At 37.1% G+C, this 16974-nt stretch carries 18 protein-coding genes; 9 read left to right on the top strand and 9 right to left on the bottom strand.

Annotated features, from left to right (window positions below; all coding sequences use genetic code 11):
- Window positions 1–76 precede the first annotated feature (76 nt).
- Genes FG382_RS11215 through FG382_RS11205 form a run of 3 tightly spaced genes read right to left on the bottom strand, consistent with a single transcriptional unit; the run spans window position 77 to window position 2020 of the window.
- Window positions 77–463 (bottom strand): DnaJ family domain-containing protein, encoded by a 387-nt coding sequence (locus tag FG382_RS11215; RefSeq protein ID WP_142538974.1) that lies wholly within the window; start codon window positions 461–463, stop codon window positions 77–79.
- A gap of 12 nt (window positions 464–475) precedes the next feature.
- A complete protein-coding gene (locus FG382_RS11210) occupies window positions 476–940 on the bottom strand; it encodes a PH domain-containing protein (RefSeq protein WP_229677388.1) in 465 nt (154 codons plus the stop codon).
- Complete coding sequence (locus FG382_RS11205) at window positions 941–2020, bottom strand: AI-2E family transporter (RefSeq protein WP_142538973.1); 1080 nt, start codon at window positions 2018–2020, stop codon at window positions 941–943.
- A 133-nt stretch (window positions 2021–2153) separates the two neighbouring features.
- On the opposite strand from FG382_RS11205, the gene FG382_RS11200 reads away from it, so the two are divergent.
- Window positions 2154–2597, top strand: a complete 444-nt coding sequence (locus FG382_RS11200) for an NUDIX hydrolase (RefSeq protein ID WP_142538972.1) — start codon at window positions 2154–2156, stop codon at window positions 2595–2597.
- 54 nt (window positions 2598–2651) lie between these two features.
- Here FG382_RS11200 and FG382_RS11195 read toward each other — a convergent pair whose 3' ends face one another.
- Window positions 2652–4091 carry a DEAD/DEAH box helicase gene (locus tag FG382_RS11195; RefSeq protein ID WP_142539168.1) on the bottom strand — a complete coding sequence of 480 codons (1440 nt, stop codon included), beginning with the start codon at window positions 4089–4091 and terminating at the stop codon, window positions 2652–2654.
- Window positions 4092–4104: 13 nt separating this feature from the next.
- Entirely contained in the window at window positions 4105–4410 is a 306-nt protein-coding gene (locus FG382_RS11190) for an AraC family ligand binding domain-containing protein (protein ID WP_244950532.1), read from the bottom strand.
- Window positions 4411–4978: 568 nt separating this feature from the next.
- On the opposite strand from FG382_RS11190, the gene FG382_RS11185 reads away from it, so the two are divergent.
- On the top strand, window positions 4979–5200 hold the full coding sequence (locus FG382_RS11185) for a DUF2187 family protein (protein ID WP_142538970.1): 222 nt from the start codon (window positions 4979–4981) through the stop codon (window positions 5198–5200).
- Here FG382_RS11185 and recQ read toward each other — a convergent pair.
- The 4 genes from recQ to FG382_RS11165 all read right to left on the bottom strand — a co-directional run bounded on the left by recQ (window position 5185) and on the right by FG382_RS11165 (window position 8397).
- Window positions 5185–6951: a DNA helicase RecQ gene (recQ, locus tag FG382_RS11180; RefSeq protein WP_142538969.1), complete on the bottom strand. Its 1767-nt coding sequence runs from the start codon at window positions 6949–6951 to the stop codon at window positions 5185–5187. The genes FG382_RS11185 and recQ overlap by 16 nt on opposite strands.
- Before the next feature lie 40 nt (window positions 6952–6991).
- A complete protein-coding gene (locus tag FG382_RS11175) occupies window positions 6992–7219 on the bottom strand; it encodes a hypothetical protein (RefSeq protein ID WP_142538968.1) in 228 nt (75 codons plus the stop codon).
- A gap of 315 nt (window positions 7220–7534) precedes the next feature.
- The gene (locus FG382_RS11170; protein ID WP_142538967.1) at window positions 7535–8035 is read right to left on the bottom strand and encodes an SRPBCC family protein; all 501 of its coding nucleotides are present in this window, start codon (window positions 8033–8035) and stop codon (window positions 7535–7537) included.
- A gap of 20 nt (window positions 8036–8055) precedes the next feature.
- On the bottom strand, window positions 8056–8397 hold the full coding sequence (locus FG382_RS11165) for an ArsR/SmtB family transcription factor (protein WP_142538966.1): 342 nt from the start codon (window positions 8395–8397) through the stop codon (window positions 8056–8058).
- Between the two features lie 180 nt (window positions 8398–8577).
- Here FG382_RS11165 and FG382_RS11160 point away from each other — a divergent pair, with 180 nt between their 5' ends.
- From FG382_RS11160 to FG382_RS11130, 7 genes are all read left to right on the top strand, one after another.
- Window positions 8578–9768: a class I SAM-dependent rRNA methyltransferase gene (locus FG382_RS11160; RefSeq protein WP_142538965.1), complete on the top strand. Its 1191-nt coding sequence runs from the start codon at window positions 8578–8580 to the stop codon at window positions 9766–9768.
- A 742-nt stretch (window positions 9769–10510) separates the two neighbouring features.
- Complete coding sequence (locus FG382_RS11155; RefSeq protein WP_142538964.1) at window positions 10511–11872, top strand: sigma-54 interaction domain-containing protein; 1362 nt, start codon at window positions 10511–10513, stop codon at window positions 11870–11872.
- 211 nt (window positions 11873–12083) lie between these two features.
- A complete protein-coding gene (locus FG382_RS11150; protein ID WP_142538963.1) occupies window positions 12084–12914 on the top strand; it encodes a beta-keto acid cleavage family enzyme in 831 nt (276 codons plus the stop codon).
- A gap of 5 nt (window positions 12915–12919) precedes the next feature.
- Window positions 12920–13963, top strand: coding sequence for a ketopantoate reductase family protein (locus FG382_RS11145; RefSeq protein WP_142538962.1), 1044 nt, complete (start codon window positions 12920–12922; stop codon window positions 13961–13963).
- 76 nt (window positions 13964–14039) lie between these two features.
- A complete protein-coding gene (locus FG382_RS11140; protein ID WP_142538961.1) occupies window positions 14040–15428 on the top strand; it encodes a GntP family permease in 1389 nt (462 codons plus the stop codon).
- 132 nt (window positions 15429–15560) lie between these two features.
- The gene (locus FG382_RS11135) at window positions 15561–16052 is read left to right on the top strand and encodes an RNA polymerase sigma factor (RefSeq protein WP_142538960.1); all 492 of its coding nucleotides are present in this window, start codon (window positions 15561–15563) and stop codon (window positions 16050–16052) included.
- A complete protein-coding gene (locus tag FG382_RS11130) occupies window positions 16045–16968 on the top strand; it encodes a hypothetical protein (RefSeq protein ID WP_142538959.1) in 924 nt (307 codons plus the stop codon). The genes FG382_RS11135 and FG382_RS11130 overlap by 8 nt, the downstream gene beginning before the upstream one ends.
- The last annotated feature ends 6 nt before the right edge of the window (window positions 16969–16974 follow it).

The following is a 16974-nucleotide window of genomic DNA, read 5'->3' as shown; positions in this document are numbered from 1 at the left end:
ATTGACAAGCCATAAAACTTGTAATTTCCTTAGATATAAAAAATAGAGCTCTCAATGAAATGAGAACTCTAATTATTTACCACATTTGACTAGATACATCGATTGTTTCCAATCGAACGACACCTTTTTGCATAGGAGGTGGACAGGATTTGTTGTATTCTATTATTTTTTCATTCACTTTTGTTACACGGAATTGTAAACCATCCTTTTGCCCATCAACATACTTTTGGGCTATATCTTTTAATTCATCACGAATCGCATGCTGTAGCTTTAACCAATGAGGTTTATAACCAGCATCTTTCGCTATTTTTTGGAAATGCTGAAATATGTCTCCCGAAAAATACTCATCTGGTAAGGGCTTTCCTTGCCCTTTTAAATTATCCATACCGCCCGTTTTTTCATAATTCCTAAGAATATCGCCGATTAAATCATTACTTGGTTTATTGAAATTTTCTTTTTCCATTAGCTAAAACCCTCATTTCATCAAATGAATATGTGGTGCTTTTTCTACTAAAACCTGAAAAAATTCCTCTTGCCTTTTAGGTGATATAATCACACTTCCCAATAACGCTTTTTTATAATGAATTTCTAACGCATCCATGGAAGAAAGAACTCTGTATCCAACAAGGATATTCGTCGTTGGATTTACTTTAGTTATATCTTCATACGGGATTTTGCTACGAAAAGGACCCCCGCGTACAAACAAGTGTTTTTCTGTAAAAGTATATTCAATATCAAAAGAAATCCAAACAATAAAACCAGCGCATAATAAAAATAGGATAGTAGTTATAATAACGGCGAGCATATCTCTTTCTTTCGAAAAAAATAATTCATATATTGCCGGCACAAGTGTTACTAATGCCACAACCACAATTGCCACCACGATCATTCTAAAAAAAGCTTTATCCCTTTTTGATGTAAACGACAGGTTATTATCCATTTACACAGACTCCGTAGCCGCTTCTTTAATTTCTACTCGGTGTGCATAAATATTTTTTAGTATCGCTTTGATGACCGCATAAGTAGGAACCCCTAAAATAATTCCCCAAAGTCCCGCAATATTACCCGCTGCTAAAATAATCGTAATGACGGTCAAAGGATGAATATCTAATGATTTCCCCATTACATTTGGCGTAATAAGATTACTTTCTATTTGCTGGGAAACAAGCATAATAATTGCTACATAAATCGCCATCTTTGGCTCTTGTATGAATGCAATAACAAGTGCTGGCACAAGCGCAATATAAGGTCCCAAAAATGGAATAACATTCATCATCATTCCAAATACGCCAAGCAAGAGCGCATATCGAAGACCAATCGCGTAATAACCAATGAATAGCATAACACCAACTAAAAAGCTGACAAATAGTTGGCCTTGAATATAGGAACGTAATACATCGTCAATATCAGCTAATGTTTTACGTATCCACGTTTTCTTATCCCCTTTAAAGAAACTAGCTATAAAAGGAGCAAATTTTTCATGATCCTTCAACATATACACAAGGAAAAATGGTACAAGAACGAATAAGAAAACTCCTTGGAATACATTTTGGATAAACTTGATCAATAAGGATCCGGCACCAACGGCTATCGTATCAACTCTACCCGATACTTCAGTTATTGTCTTTTGGAGAAATTCTGGAAAACGCTCTTGGTCTTCCGTTAAGAACTTCGAAAACTGCTGAACTTCTGAAATAATTTCCGGTGTACTTTCGACAAGCGCATTTACTTGTTTAGTTAATGGGGGACCAACTAATCCATAAAAACCCCATCCAACTAATCCAATTACAACAAATACAGACAGTATACTAGCCCATCTCGGAAACTTTATAGACTCCAACCATTTTAAAAGTGGTCTTGTTAAATAAAACAAAACGCCTCCTATCAATAATGGCATAAAAATTGTTTGTCCAATAATGACTAGTGGAGAAAGAATACTTTGTACTTTCATAAATAGAAAAATGATTAATAATGTCAGCAGTATTGCCACACCTATTTGAAACCAACGTTTATTTGTCACCGACGCTCACATCCTTACTTTACTCATTATTAGCATATACGAATCCCTGTCACGGAGGTTTCACATTATTATGTATCTTACCATTTTTTTCTGTAAACTAATAATAGAACCTCGCATTGGAAAGGAGAAGGGAATGGAATACTATAAGGAACTTCGAAAATTTGTTGGCCATCGTCCGTTAATACTTCCAGGATCGGTCGTACTGATTTTGAATAGTAATGAGGAAGTACTATTGCAAGAAAGAGAACCTGGCGTTTATGGCTTGCCGGGAGGATTAATGGAGCTTGGAGAAAGCTTAGAAGATACCGCTCGTCGGGAAGTTTTTGAGGAAACAGGATTACATATCGGAGAGTTATCACTATGTCATGTATATTCAGGTCCTGATTATTATATTGAAAACCCTAACGGAGACACTTTTTACGCCGTCACTACAGTTTATAAAACAAAAGAATATAAGGGAGAACTTTCTCCGGACGGAACTGAATCGCTTAGTCTTCAGTTTTTTGAAGCAAATAATTTACCAGATGGTATATTGTCATCCTACCGAACATTTATTGAAAACGAGCTTGGGGTTTAGATAGCCCCAAGCTCGTTTATATGGCGTTCGATACTTGTTATGTGGTACTCGCCTCTATTTATGTGCAATATGCACTTTTAGTTGTTTGCCTTTTATTGTTGTGTTTCGCATCGTTTTTAGAACTAGTGGACCTTTGCCATTTAGGATTTCTACGTAAGTGACATTGTCTTGAATTGTGATAATCCCGATATCATCTGCAGACACGCCATTAATTTTGGCGATTGTTCCAACGAAATCTACTGCACGAAGCTTTTTCTTCTTTCCGCCATTGAAATATAATTTAGTGATATTAGCATTTAATTGTTCACTTTTCGATTTTTTCAATTCTGGCTGTTCTTGCATTTTCACATCAAATGCAGCTCGATTTTTTGCCACTTCTTCTGTTGACAATGCGGGACCTGTCGGAATTTCAAAGCCGATAAATTCTTCAATTTCTTTTACAAATTTATCTTCATGCGGTGTAGCCAGCATGATCGATTTTCCACTACGGCCAGCCCGTCCTGTTCTACCAGTACGATGTACATAGCTTTCTTGCTCTAGGGGAACATCATAGTGAACGACATGCGTAATATTTTCAATATCAATACCTCGCGCTGCTACATCAGTTGCGATTAAATAACGGAAATCCCCTGTTCGGAAGTCATCCATTACTTCAAAACGATCTTCTTGCATCATGCCACCATGAATTTTATCGGCAGTGTACCCTTTTTCATCTAATATATCTACAAGTTGTTCCACTCGTTCCTTTGTACGGCAAAAGATGATGCAACTGTCGGGATTTTCAATAATTGTTAGTTTTTCTAGAAATGAAAGTTTGAGTTCCTCCTGCACTACATACTTCACGTGCTCAATATTCGGAGCATTTTCTTCGGCAACATCGATTTCAATCGAAACGGGTTGATTCATATATTTACTACTTAACTTTTTGATTTCACTAGATAAAGTGGCTGAAAATAACATCGTTGTGCGTTTTGTAGGAAGTAATTTAATGATTGATGTAACTTGTTCTAAAAATCCCATGTTCAACATTTCATCTGCTTCATCAATGACTAGATATTCGATTTTCGATACATCTAGCGTCCCTTTTTCAATATGGTCAAGAACTCTTCCTGGTGTACCCACAACGATATGGGTTTTTTGCTTTAATGCAAGCTTTTGTTTAGCAAATGGGGATTTACCATATAAGGCGAGCCCTTTAATACGCTTATAACGTCCAATGTTTGTTATGTCTTCTTGTACTTGAACAGCTAGTTCCCTTGTTGGTGTCAGCACTAATGCTTGTGGTTTGTTTTCTTCCCACTCAACTAGTTCACATAGTGGTGTTGCAAACGCTGCTGTTTTTCCGCTACCCGTTTTTGATTTCACCAAAATATCTTGTTTCTTTAGTGCAACAGGAATAACTTTCTGTTGTACTTCAGTCGGCTCTGTATAACCTAGTTGTTCGATTGCCCGTAAAATCTTTTCATCTAATCTTAGTTCGTTAAAATGCACTATGCATAATCTCCTCTTAGTTTCCAATTTTAATAACGATTACGTCTGCATCCTCTACTGCTTTTAATGCATGAATTTCTAGAGGATTTATATGAAGGATATGCCCCGTCGTTACTAGTTGTTCTACGCCTTTTACTGTAAATAATACCTTCCCTTTTCTTACAACTATTAAAACATCTTCTTTTGCATCATGCTCTTTTATTTCTTCTCCTTTTCGCAACTGAATATTCAACACTTGATGGCTGTCAAATTGAACTACTTTCGACATAAACTTCTCTTTTTCATCGAATAAGTATGGCGTTTCGATAAAGTGAAACTTCAATCAGTGGGGGTTTTTCGACGCACAGGACGTGCTAGTGGGGACGTTGCGACATGGACGTCGCGCTTTTAGTCCCCGTCATCCCCTACTGATTGTTAGTTGTGTCCCACACGATGTGGGTCACACAGACGTTGCAAACGCTCTTTTATTTTGCGACGAGCTTTGCGCAGGAGCAACACGACGTTGCGTACTTAGTCTGGGATCATTTCATCGGGCGCATGCCAGCAGTTGATCTCCCACTTATCTTTTCGCTTTTCTTACATCTTGAAGTGGGAGCCATACTGCCCGTTAATGCGGGATAATATTCATGCGTACTCCTCCCAAAAGCAATCTCTTAACCTTATCATATCCAATAATCTCTGCAAAATTAAAATTACAAAGCTCATTTATAGTGAAACTAGAAAATCGCACAAATTGTTCGCATGACTTTTTTCTATCAACAAATGTTTAATCTTAAACGGAAATATTTGTATTTAGCTCTAATAATCTCTATCACGCATTTTAATAGTTTATTTATGTTATAATAGAAGTATCGCAATTTGCGTAAAAAAACTAGAATAGAGGCAGATACATGAGTTTCCAAAGACAACCAAAAGAAGTTTCGGACTTCGTAGCAGCACGGAAAATTGATGAGAAGATCTCTTTTTCTCGTAACGACCACGAAGTACAAGGTACTATTTTCAAGATTCTAGAACACTCAGTTATTGTCGAAATATCTACAGAAGATGCGAAAAAGATCAATGTTCCTTCTAACTTAACTGTCGTATCCCATAAAAACTATACAGTGGTATAACGGTTAATTTCTTCAAGGAAAGCTTTTCCGTATTTATCTCTTTTATTTGCACCAACACCGTGCACCTCTAAAAATTGTTCTTCGGTTTGCGGACGCTTTACACACATATCTTGTAGTGTTTTGTCAGAAAAAATAACAAATGGTGGTACACCTGCTTCGTCCGCAAGTTTTTTCCGAAGTACCCTTAATCCTTCAAACAACGGATCACTTTTCGCAATTTGTTTCGTTACTGCGACTCCTTTACGCATTACTTGTCTTTTCCCCAGTAATACCTCTTTTCCTTTATCTGAAACGTATATCGTCGGTAAACTCCCGTGATTTACTAATAGGATTCCTTCTGAAATCATAAACTCCATTAATCCCGACACTTCTTTTAATGATTGATTCTTTAATATTCCATAAGTAGACAGCTTCGTAAAACCAAATTCGACCACTTTTTTATTTTGTGAGCCGGTTAAAACCTGTGCAGTAATCGTTTTTCCGAACTTCTGACCCATTCGAACAACACAGGATAATACCATCTGTACTTCTTTTGTGACGTCTTGAACTTCCCTTTCATCTGTGCAATTCGCACATCTACCGCATTCTTTCGCATCTGGTTCTCCGAAATAGGTGACGATAAACTGCTGTAAACAATTTTCTGTGTGACAGTAGTCGACCATTCCTTGTAACTTCTCAAGCTCCCCAGGAATACGTTCACGGTCCAAAGCCTGATCGATTAAAAAGCGTTGGGTTTGTACGTCTTGAGATGCATACAACACTACACATTCACTTGGTAGGCCGTCTCGTCCAGCTCTTCCCGCTTCTTGATAATAGCTTTCCATATTTTTAGGAAGCTGATAATGAATCACGTATCTTACGTTCGATTTATCAATACCCATCCCGAAAGCGTTTGTCGCTACCATTACTTGCGCTTCATCCGTTAGAAAACGTTCCTGTTCTTTATTGCGAAATGCTTCTGGAAGTCCTGCGTGGTATTTTGCAGTGCGTACACCAGCTTTATTTAATAAATCATATAGCTGATCCACCGTTTTTCGTGTCGCTGCATATATAATCCCTACTTCTTGCGCATTCTTTTTAATAAAATCTTTTAGAAACTTATTTTTGTCTTGTCCAAGTACGACAGAAAAAGTGAGATTTGTACGTGCAAATCCCGTGATCACGGTGCTATCTTCTTTAATTTGAAGCAATCTACATATATCCGCACGCACTTCTGGAGTAGCTGTTGCTGTTAATGCAAGTACAGTAGGTTCTACTTCAAATATATCTTTAAGTCTGTGGATAGCACGGTAGCTTGGTCTAAAATCATGTCCCCATTGAGAGATACAATGCGCTTCATCGACTGCGATTAATGGAACTTGGACACGCTTTAATTGATTTAAAAAGCTTTGAGATTCTAATCGTTCAGGCGCAATATAAAGTAAACGATATTGTCCGTTTTGCACTTCTTCCATTGTTTCTCTTACTTCTTCTGCGGTTAATGTACTATTGATAAACGTGGCTGAGATGCCTGCTTGCACTAATGTATCTACTTGATCTTTCATAAGGGAAATGAGTGGGGAAATAACAATTGTAGTTCCATCTAACATTAAAGAGGGGATTTGATAACAAAGCGACTTTCCTCCTCCTGTAGGCATTACACAAAGACTTGAATGACTGTTTAGCACATTTTTTATAATCGTTTCCTGTCCTTCTCGAAAGGAATCGTATCCAAAATAGGTTTGTAATAATCGGCGTGCATTGTCGAGCATCCTTATACCTCCTGTCTATTTAAGAAAAAAGGAAAACAGATTACTTTCTGCTTCCCTTTTTGTTTGTATGTTGTTGATATGGTTTCGGCTCAACTTTTTGAACATCTGATCCTAGTAATAGGTAACCAAGCCCTCCTGATAAGATACATGCACCTATTGTAATAAGAATCTTATGGAGAATTGGTACGTCCGTATGATCCTTCAGAATCCATGTAGCGAGTACTGCTACCACGATCATTATCGGAATAACTACTTTCGACTTTTTCACAACGAACTTCCTTCCTCGTACATATGTATAGTATATTGTACCATAAACAGTTCTAATAAGAGCAGAGAAAGTATACCCAACAAGGCTTCTTTGCAATATTCTAAATAAGAAAATTGCAAGTGCCTTATAAGTACAAAATCTAGTATGTTACGTTTTCGAAGGTCTTCGAGGCAACTATATTTTTCTATCTTCCCAAGTACAAGGGTTTTTAAGCACGTAAAAAGTATGTATTTCCCTATCTTTTAATTATCCTTTCTTATTCTTGAACAATAGCCGCATTTTCCAGTCAGAAAATGCAGCTATTTGTTCACTTTGTTATTGGCCTGTATAACTAACTTTTCCTGTTTCAAGTAATTCTTTCAGCCCCATAAACATTAAATTCCAACCATGTTCCGACCCATCATGATATTCTCCTAATGCTTTCTCAATATCAGATTCTGTCCAATTTTCTTCATGAGCAACATAAATTTTTTGTGTAAATGTCATTTCGCACCCTTGTGAAAGTTCTTTTAGTTCTACTGTAATCGTATCTTCTAATTCACTGAATTGAGGCATTTTAAACGTAAACACTAATTTTTGAGGAGGATCTACTTCAAGGTATTCTCCAATCGCTCGATAATCTTTTCCACCTCGATGATCGACGATTTCCCAAGTACCCCCTACTTGAGGGTTGTTTTGAGCGACCTTGTTCGTCCCCTCCAATGTGAAGAACCATTTTCTCATCATCTCAGGGTTCAACCATGCGTCAAAAACTCGCTCTGGTGCTACGTCGAATACTCTTTTCATTGTTAAAGTCGTTGTCGATAAATTGTTCATGTTATTGCTCCTTTTTTTATTTATTGTTCTTTCCTTTTCTCCTTCATTAACTCAATTTCAAGAAGATCAAAGTGTTTGCTCCAAAACTTCTCGTAAAAATGAAGCCATTCGGTTGCTTGAGATAATGATTCAGTATTTAAGCGACATATATGCGTTCTTCCGTTTATTATCCGCTCGACTAAATTTGCCCTTTCCAAAACTTTTATATGCTTTGAGATCGCAGCCAAGGATATGTCAAATGGTTCCGCCAGTTCAGAAATCGTCCTTTCTTGCGTTGCCATCATAGAAATCATATCTCTTCTCGTGTCATTTGCTAGAGCATGGAAAACTTCATTTAAATTTTCTACATTTTGATTAACCATGTAGTTAAATATAACCGACTAACGATACATATTCAACTATCTGGTTAACTATCTTTCAGTAAAATATACTGGGTATGGAGCATCTCTCCCCAAGCTAACTTGTCCAATTCAACGCATTTCTTTTTTAAAACCTCCCGATATGTGATAATAAAAGAAAAACAAACGTTGAGGATGACAATTATGCATAAAGAAATAGATATAAAAATAAAGGATGCACTAGCACAGGAATTACAAAAAGGAGTTCCTATTTTATTGAAAGAGGGTTTCCACGAGACAGACTCTTTACCTGAAGGAACAATCTTAAAATTACGCAATCCTGCTGGCAAGTTTATTGGTAAAGGTTATGTAGGGAAGCAAAATAAAGGAATGGGCTGGCTTTTAACGAATAATGAAAACGAACCAATCGATACGCAGTTTTTCCAGAAGAAAATTGCAGCTGCTATTAAAAATCGTACCGATTATTTCGATAGTAGCGAGACGACTGCTTTTCGTGTTTTTAACGGAGAAGGCGATGGGATTGGCGGTCTAACAATTGATTATTTTGACGGTTTTTACTTAATCAGCTGGTACAGTGAAGGAATTTATTCGTTTAAAGAAATGATTTTAGCTGGACTAGAAGCTTGTGTGAGTTATAAAGGAATTTATGAGAAAAAACGCTTCGATACAAAAGGTCAGTATTTGGAAGACGATGACTTTGTTAAAGGGGAACGTGGAGAGTTTCCGCTAATCGTGAAGGAAAGTGGGCAAAACTTTGCCATCTACTTGAACGACGGGGCTATGGTTGGTGTGTTTTTGGATCAACGTGACGTTCGTAAAAAGATTCGTGACGCCTATTCAAAAGGAAAAACAGTGCTTAATACATTTTCTTATACAGGTGCTTTTTCTGTTTTCGCTGCTGCAGGTGGTGCAACGAAAACGACCAGCGTAGATCTAGCAAAACGAAGCCTAAGTAAAACAACTGAACAATTTGAAGTAAATGGAATCGATGCGGAGCAACAAGATATTATCGTAATGGATGTGTTCGATTACTTTAAATATGCCAAACGAAAGGAATTAGCTTTTGATGTGGTGATCCTAGATCCACCAAGCTTTGCACGTTCGAAGAAATACACATTTAGCTCTTCTAAGGATTACACCAGCTTACTAAAAGATGCTATTGCTATTACTGAAAAGAACGGCGTCATCGTAGCCTCTACAAACAACGCAACGTTTGGCATGAAAAAATTCAAAACCTTTGTAGAAAAAGCTTTTAAAGACAGTAATCGTAAATACACGATTGAGGAAGAATTTTCTCTTCCAAGTGACTTTAAAACTTCTCCCCTCTTTAAAGAGGGAAATTATTTGAAAGTATTATTTGTGAGAGCTAAATAACAAAAGTAGTCACTTTTTATCCCGCATTAACGGGCAGTAAGACTCTCACTTCAAAATTTTAAAAAAGCGAAAAGATAAGTGGGAGATCAACTGCCCGTAAAAGCCCGATTGGTTCAACTAACAATCGGGATGACGGGGACTAGAAGCGCGACGTCCATGTCGCAACGTCCCCACTAGCACGTCCTGTACGTCGGCCCCCCCCACTGATTGAAGTTTCACTTTATCCCGCATTAACGGGCAGTAAGACTCTCACTTCAAGATTTTAAAAAAGCGAAAAGATAAGCGGGAGATCAACTGCCCGTAAAACCCGATGAAATGATCCCAGACTAAGTACGCAACGTCGTGTTGCTCCTGCGCAAAGCTCGTCGCAAAATAAAAGAGCGTTTGCAACGTCTGTGTGACCCACATCGTGTGGGACACAACTAACAATCAGTGGGGGATGACGGGGACTAGAAGCGCGACGTCCATGTCGCAACGTCCCCACTAGCACGTCCTGTACGTCGGAACCCCCCACTGATTGAAGTTTCACTTTATAAAACCTCCTGATTGTTTAGCTATTTGCTAGATAATCAGGAGGTTTTTTGCTGTTTCTACTTATTTACGCTTCATAGAGTAGTAGCTGGTAAACTTAATGTCTATTATACTGAAAATATAGAAAAGTTTTAGACAAGCAGTTAAAATTGGCTACTTGATTCTAGATTAGAATGAAATGGAATCGGGTTTAAAAGGAGCTTATGAATAATTGGAAGAGCATGTGGAATCTGTCGATTATAAAAAAATTTGTGACGAATTATATGATGGAATTTATCTCGCTGATGAAAATGGAAAGACTTTATATGTCAATAAGTCTTATAGCAGAATAACTGGATTGTCACCAGACCTTGTCCTAGGCAAATATGTAAGCGATCTTATGAAGGAAGGTTTATACAAAAATGCAATCACACCTGACATTATTAAAACCAAAAAACCAATTAATGCGATGGCGGAAATTCGTACAGGTGTAAAAGTATTGCTATCTGGTTCCCCTATTTTAGATCATGATGGAAATTTAAAAAAGGTCGTCGTTATTAACCGCGACATGTCAGACCTATTGGATATACAAAAGAAACTGATTGCATCACAAAATGAAGTCGAACACCTAAGGAACTTGCAAATAACGAATAAATTAATAGGAAAAAGCGATGAAATTCAACCGATTATTCAAATGGTTCATCAAGTGGCCAATTTGGATGTAACTGTTCTTATCATGGGAGAAACAGGAGTAGGCAAGGAAGTAATAGGAAATGAAATCTATATAAATAGCGATAGACATGACAAGCCTTTTATAAAAGTCAATTGTGCAGCAATCCCCGCCAACCTGCTTGAAGCAGAATTGTTTGGATACGAGGCCGGCTCCTTCACCGGAGCATCTAGCAAAGGAAAAATCGGTATGTTCGAACTGGCGGATAAGGGTACATTGCTTTTAGATGAAATTGGAGAGATGCCCCTTGAATTACAATCAAAGCTTTTAAGAATTATTCAAGAAAAAGAGGTTACCCGTGTTGGCGGAACGAAACCAGTTAAATTCGATGTTCGAATTCTCGCTGCAACCAATTGTGATTTATATGAACTAGTAAAAACGGGGAAATTCAGAGAAGATTTATATTACAGATTAAATGTATTTCCTATTCGTATCCCTCCCCTTCGAAATCGAATTTCAGATATTGAATTATTAGCGAAGCATTATGTAGACTTTTATAACATGAAGTATGGAAAACAAATAGTATTTGATCGCGAAGTAAATGAGGTTTTTAAAACTTATACATGGCCAGGAAACATAAGAGAGTTACAAAACGTAGTAGAGCGCTTAGTTATAACCTCAGAAAAACATAAAACAATCAATGCGGAGTTATCCAGAAACATATTAAATCTGGAGCCAGAAAGTACTAATACCCCCTCCGAGGAACTTAGTCTGAAAGAGATTGTCGAAAAAGTAGAAAGAAAGGTAATAGAAAAGGCATTAAAAGATTATGGCAGTACTAGAAAAGCAGCTGTAGCTTTAAAAATTAGTCAATCATCCGTTGTAAAAAAGGCAAAGAAATTAGGTATACATATAAGTGATTAAAAAAGGAATCAAAACTGATTCCTTTTTTAATCGCCAATACTTCTCAATTCGTGGCTTATAGTTATAATTTTAATTTAAAAACGATGAATTATTTCATCACTCTGTTTTAAATGAGAAAAGAAAGCCTTTCCCATTGCACTTTTTATAGTTGGCATGCAAATTGCATTATATTAAGCGAATAACCAATTATATAGAATGCGAGGGGTAAAGAATGGAAAAATTAATCATTACAGTAGCACCAACAGGATCACAAACTACGAAGGAACATACACCATACGTGCCATTATCGCCAAAAGAAATTGCAGATTCAGTTTATGAATCCTGGAAAGAAGGCGCAGCTATCGCTCATATTCATGTTAGGGATCATAACGGAGATAATACCCTTGATTTAGATACGTATAGAGAAGTAATTGATCGAGTGCAGGAGAAATGTGATATTATTTTAAACCTCACAACTGCTGGAGGATTAGTGAATAATGAAGAAGCAAGATTAAGAGTTTGCGAGTTAAACCCTGAAATGGCTACATTTGATGCAGGAACTATGAACTTTGGTCAAGAGGTTTTTCATAATACACCTTCCTTTTTAGAAGAATTGGCAACGGTTACAAAGGAACGTCAGATAAAACCGGAAATTGAAATTTTCGATGTAGGAATGATAGATAATGCTTTACGAATTGCTAAAAAAGGGTTATTGGAAGAACCGTTCCATTTTCAATTTGTATTAGGTGTTCATGGTGGGATGGCAGCAACCCCTAAAAACCTAATGTTTTTAATGGATAGCCTCCCTAAAGGTTCCACATGGTCAGCAATAGGGGCTAGTAAGGAACAACTAACGATCAATACGATGAGTATACTTTTAGGCGGTCATGTTCGAGTTGGAATGGAAGATAGTGTGTACTACCGAAAGGGAGAGTTAGCTACTACAAATGCTCAATTTGTAAAGAGAATAGTAGAGTTGGCGGGCATTCTAGGTAGAGAGGTTGCCACACCAGATGAAGCAAGAAAAATTTTACGACTATCCAAAAGCTTAATAAAGGGGTGACTTTGATGAAAATAGGCGTATTAGGAGTAGGTTCACTTGGAACAATTATCGGTGCACTGATTACGAAAGGAGGATATGATGTTGATTTAATAGATATCAATCAACAAAATGTAGATAAATTAAATCAAAACGGAGCAAAAATTACAGGCTTTTTAGAAGAAATCATTCCTGTAAAAGCGATTCACCCAAACCACTTAACTGAAAAATATGATTTGATATTCTTACTGACAAAGCAAGTTTACACAAAAGACTCTTTGGAGAACATTCTTCCGTTTTTACATGATGATAGTGTGGTGTGTACGTTACAAAATGGTATACCAGAAGAAAATGTTGCGGCTATTGTTGGAAAGGAAAGAACGATTGGTGGTGTAGTGGGCTTTGGCGCCACTTGGATTGGGCCGGGGGCATCGGAGCTTACAACAGAACTAGAAGTAGTGAAAAAATATGCTTTTGATGTTGGCGAACTTACTGGAGATATCACCGAAAGATTAAAAACGATTAAAGATATTTTAGAAACAGTTGGTTATTGTGAAATCGTTACTAATATTAATGGGATGAAATGGTCGAAGCTTTTAATGAATGCCACCTTTAGTGGAATGTCTGCTGCATTAGGATGCACATTTGGAGAAGTTTTAAATAACCATGACGCTATGAGAAGCTTAGCAAATATCGCCGATGAAACGATTAAGGTTGCCCATGCAAATAATGTTCAGCTAGTAGAAATGCAAGGGAAAGACTTTGAGTTTTTAGAGTTGGAAAAGCAGGAAGACATCCCTGAAAAAATGGCATTTTATGAAGAAGTGTGGGGACCTCATGCAAACCTTAAAGCTAGTATGCTGCAAGATTTAGAGAAGGGTCTTAAAACGGAAATCGATTTTATCAATGGGCATGTGTCCAAAAAAGGAAGAGAGAAAAATGTCCATACTCCTTATAACGATTTAGTTTGCGCTCTTGTAAAAAAATCAGAAGAAACAAAAGAGCTGCCTGTTTTTGCTGAAAATATAAAAGAATTTAACTTAGTGAGCGATGAGCAAAAAGCATTCAATTGAAAGAAATAAAATGTAGGAATGGGCGGGAATAAACCCGCTCTTTCCAGCTAGCTACATGAAAAGGACGGTGCGGCCCATGTTTATCGAAGTTTTTGCTATTCTCATCTCATTAGGATTACTTATGTTTTTAGCTTACCGTGGTTTTCCAGTTATAGTTATTGCTCCCCTTGTGACATTACTAGCAGTAGCTCTATCTGGAGCAGCATTATTGCCTAGTTATACAGAAGTTTACATGCCTAATTTATCAAACTATATTAAAACATGGTTCCCTATATTTATTTTAGGAGCAGTATTCGGAAAGCTGATGGAATTAAACGGTGCTACTACTGCAATTGCGAAGCAAATTATGAACATCTTTGGGATTAAGAGAGCCCTTCTGGCAACTATACTCGCATGTTCTATTTTGACTTATGGTGGAGTTTCCCTATTCGTTGTAGTTTTTGCAGTATATCCATTTGCCGCAGCAGTTTTTCGCGAGGCGGGCATACCGAAGAGATTTATCCCTGCAGTAATTGTTTTGGGTGGTTGTACATATACAATGGATGCTTTTCCAGGTACACCTCAAATCCAAAATATTATTCCGACAAACTATTTTGGAACGGATGCTTATGCTGCGCCAATAACTGGACTTGTAGCAGGGTCAGTCATTTTCTTGTTAGGCTATCTTTGGTTATCCAGAAGAGTAAAAAAAGCAAATCTAGCTGGAGAAGGTTATGGAGAAGGTCATACTAACGAGCCAGTTATCAATCCAGATGAAAAAGTGATAAATTTTTGGCTAGCAATTATTCCTTTAGCAGTTGTTGTCATTCTTAACTTTGTATTTACGAAAACTAGTTTAGCAGTTAGTCACTGGTATGCTCCTGAATTATTGCAAGAAACTTTTAATATTCAAAACTTAAGCAGTTTGAGTTCTACATGGGCACTTATTGTTGCACTTGTTGTAGGGATTATTGCTGCGTTACTCATCAATATAAAATCATTTACCGCTTCCAAGCTTTCCTCCGGGCTCACTATAGCAGCAAGTGGTTCATTATTGGCTGTATTTAATGTAGCCTCCGAAGTAGGTTTTGGAAATGTTGTCAAAACATTACCTGGTTTTGAAGTAGTTAGGAATGCAATTACAGGAGTTTCTTCTCATCCGTTGATATCTGAATCTATTGCTGTCAACGTGCTAGCTGGTGTGGTTGGTTCCTCCTCGGGCGGGATGTCGATTGCTCTTGAAGTAATGGGGCAACACTATCTGGACTTAGCTAACTCGATGGGGATCGATCCGGAATATCTTCATAGAATCGCTTCCATGTCGGCTGGTGGCTTAGATTCCTTGCCACACAGTGGTGCAACGATCACTATTCTCGTAATTTGTGGTCTTACTCATCGTCAAGCATATGGAGATATTTTCGCAATTACGATAATGAAAGCACTTGTTGCATTTAGTACCGCTGTGATACTTTCCTTATTCGTTTAATATTAATAGCCAACAAAAGAGTGTCCCACTAGACAGATTGGGGCACTCTTTTCTTTGTAAAAAACAATAAATAGCTCATTTTTGACCCCTTTTAGCTATTCGTTCGTATTAAGTAGTAAGGAGGTGCCGTTTTTGAATGATTATGAAATAGCAAATATATATAAGCAATTTAGTCCGTCCATATTTAGGTATATGACCTATTTAGTGCAGCATAGACAAGTAGCGGAAGATTTGACACAGGAAGTTTTTATTCGTTTTGTCAGGACAGGAGATGTACATAGAACACCAGTTGAAATTCAAGCTTGGCTTCGTAAAACAGCAAGAAACATTGCATTTGACTATTTGCGAAGAAAGCGTCTATTTGAATTTATTCCTTTTATACCAATCCATGAAAAATTAGTTGAGCACCCATTTTTCGAATTGGAGGAAGTTCGCGGGTTATATATTGCTTTAGGAAAGTTAAAACCTTCCTACCGAGAAGTCATTATATGGAGAAAAATTGAGGAGTTATCTATAAAAGAAACGGCGGAAATACTTAGTTGGAATGAAGAAAAAGTCAAAAACACACTAAAACGAGCAATCCAGGCTTTACGTAAAGAAATGGGAGGTGTGCATGATGAATGAAGAAAAGCTTTTCGAGCAAATGCGAAAGCTAAAACAAACAGATACAGAACAAAACACATCTATCCAAGCCATTACTGACGCAACAACAAGGCCAATCAGGAATTGGGTGGTTTCTATTATCGGGACTGCCTCTATCATAGCTATTTGTTTGTTAACTTTTTACTTAGTGACTTTGGAATCTAATACACCAGTTACTTCATCTAGCGAAAACCAAACAATTAATAAGGTATATTATTTTACAAATGGGAATAGGGATGAGCATACATTTTTTGAAAAATGGTCCCCTCTTTATTTACATGTTGGGGTTGTGAATGATCCGAAGATGCTTGAACAGTTCCAGTCTTTTCTACAAGACATGATCCTCCGTTCTAAAGACGATTATTATAATAGTTGGTATGGCAACGATTTTTCAGCGATGGATATTCTCATAATGTACGATGATGGATCAGAACGTCGATTAAAAGAACTAAGTAGTTCGTTTTTTCTTGATATGAAAACAGATGAACTATTCTACATTCCTTCTGATAATTGGCTTGATTTTTCAAGGGAATTCTTTAAAAATCCCAATGCTGCTTGGGGAAAAATCATTGGAATACTTCTATTGTTTTTCGCTCCCTTTTCGATGACATTGTGGTTTAAACGGAAATTTCCTATTATTAAATATCGTGAATGGTCGTTGAACTGGACACATCATTTATTAAACTATTTAGCAATTGTTACGATTTTAGTGGGTTTCTCGTATTGGGAGAGTAATTATGGAACCTTCCATATTGTTGTTTATACTACTATATGGCTTGTATATGGTGCCTGCCAAGTAGCATATCGATTAAAAAAGGGTGAACATATGCGCTCCATCCAGTTGACCATTATTAATCATATAATTGGAACAGTTGCTTTAGTTTTATGTGTATTTTAGATTTAT

The sequence above is a fragment of the Psychrobacillus lasiicapitis genome, assembly GCF_006861795.1.
GTDB classification, from domain to species: Bacteria; Bacillota; Bacilli; order Bacillales_A; family Planococcaceae; genus Psychrobacillus; species Psychrobacillus lasiicapitis.
Note: the sequence above shows the minus strand (reverse complement) of the source record. Positions and strands in the feature narration are given on the sequence as shown.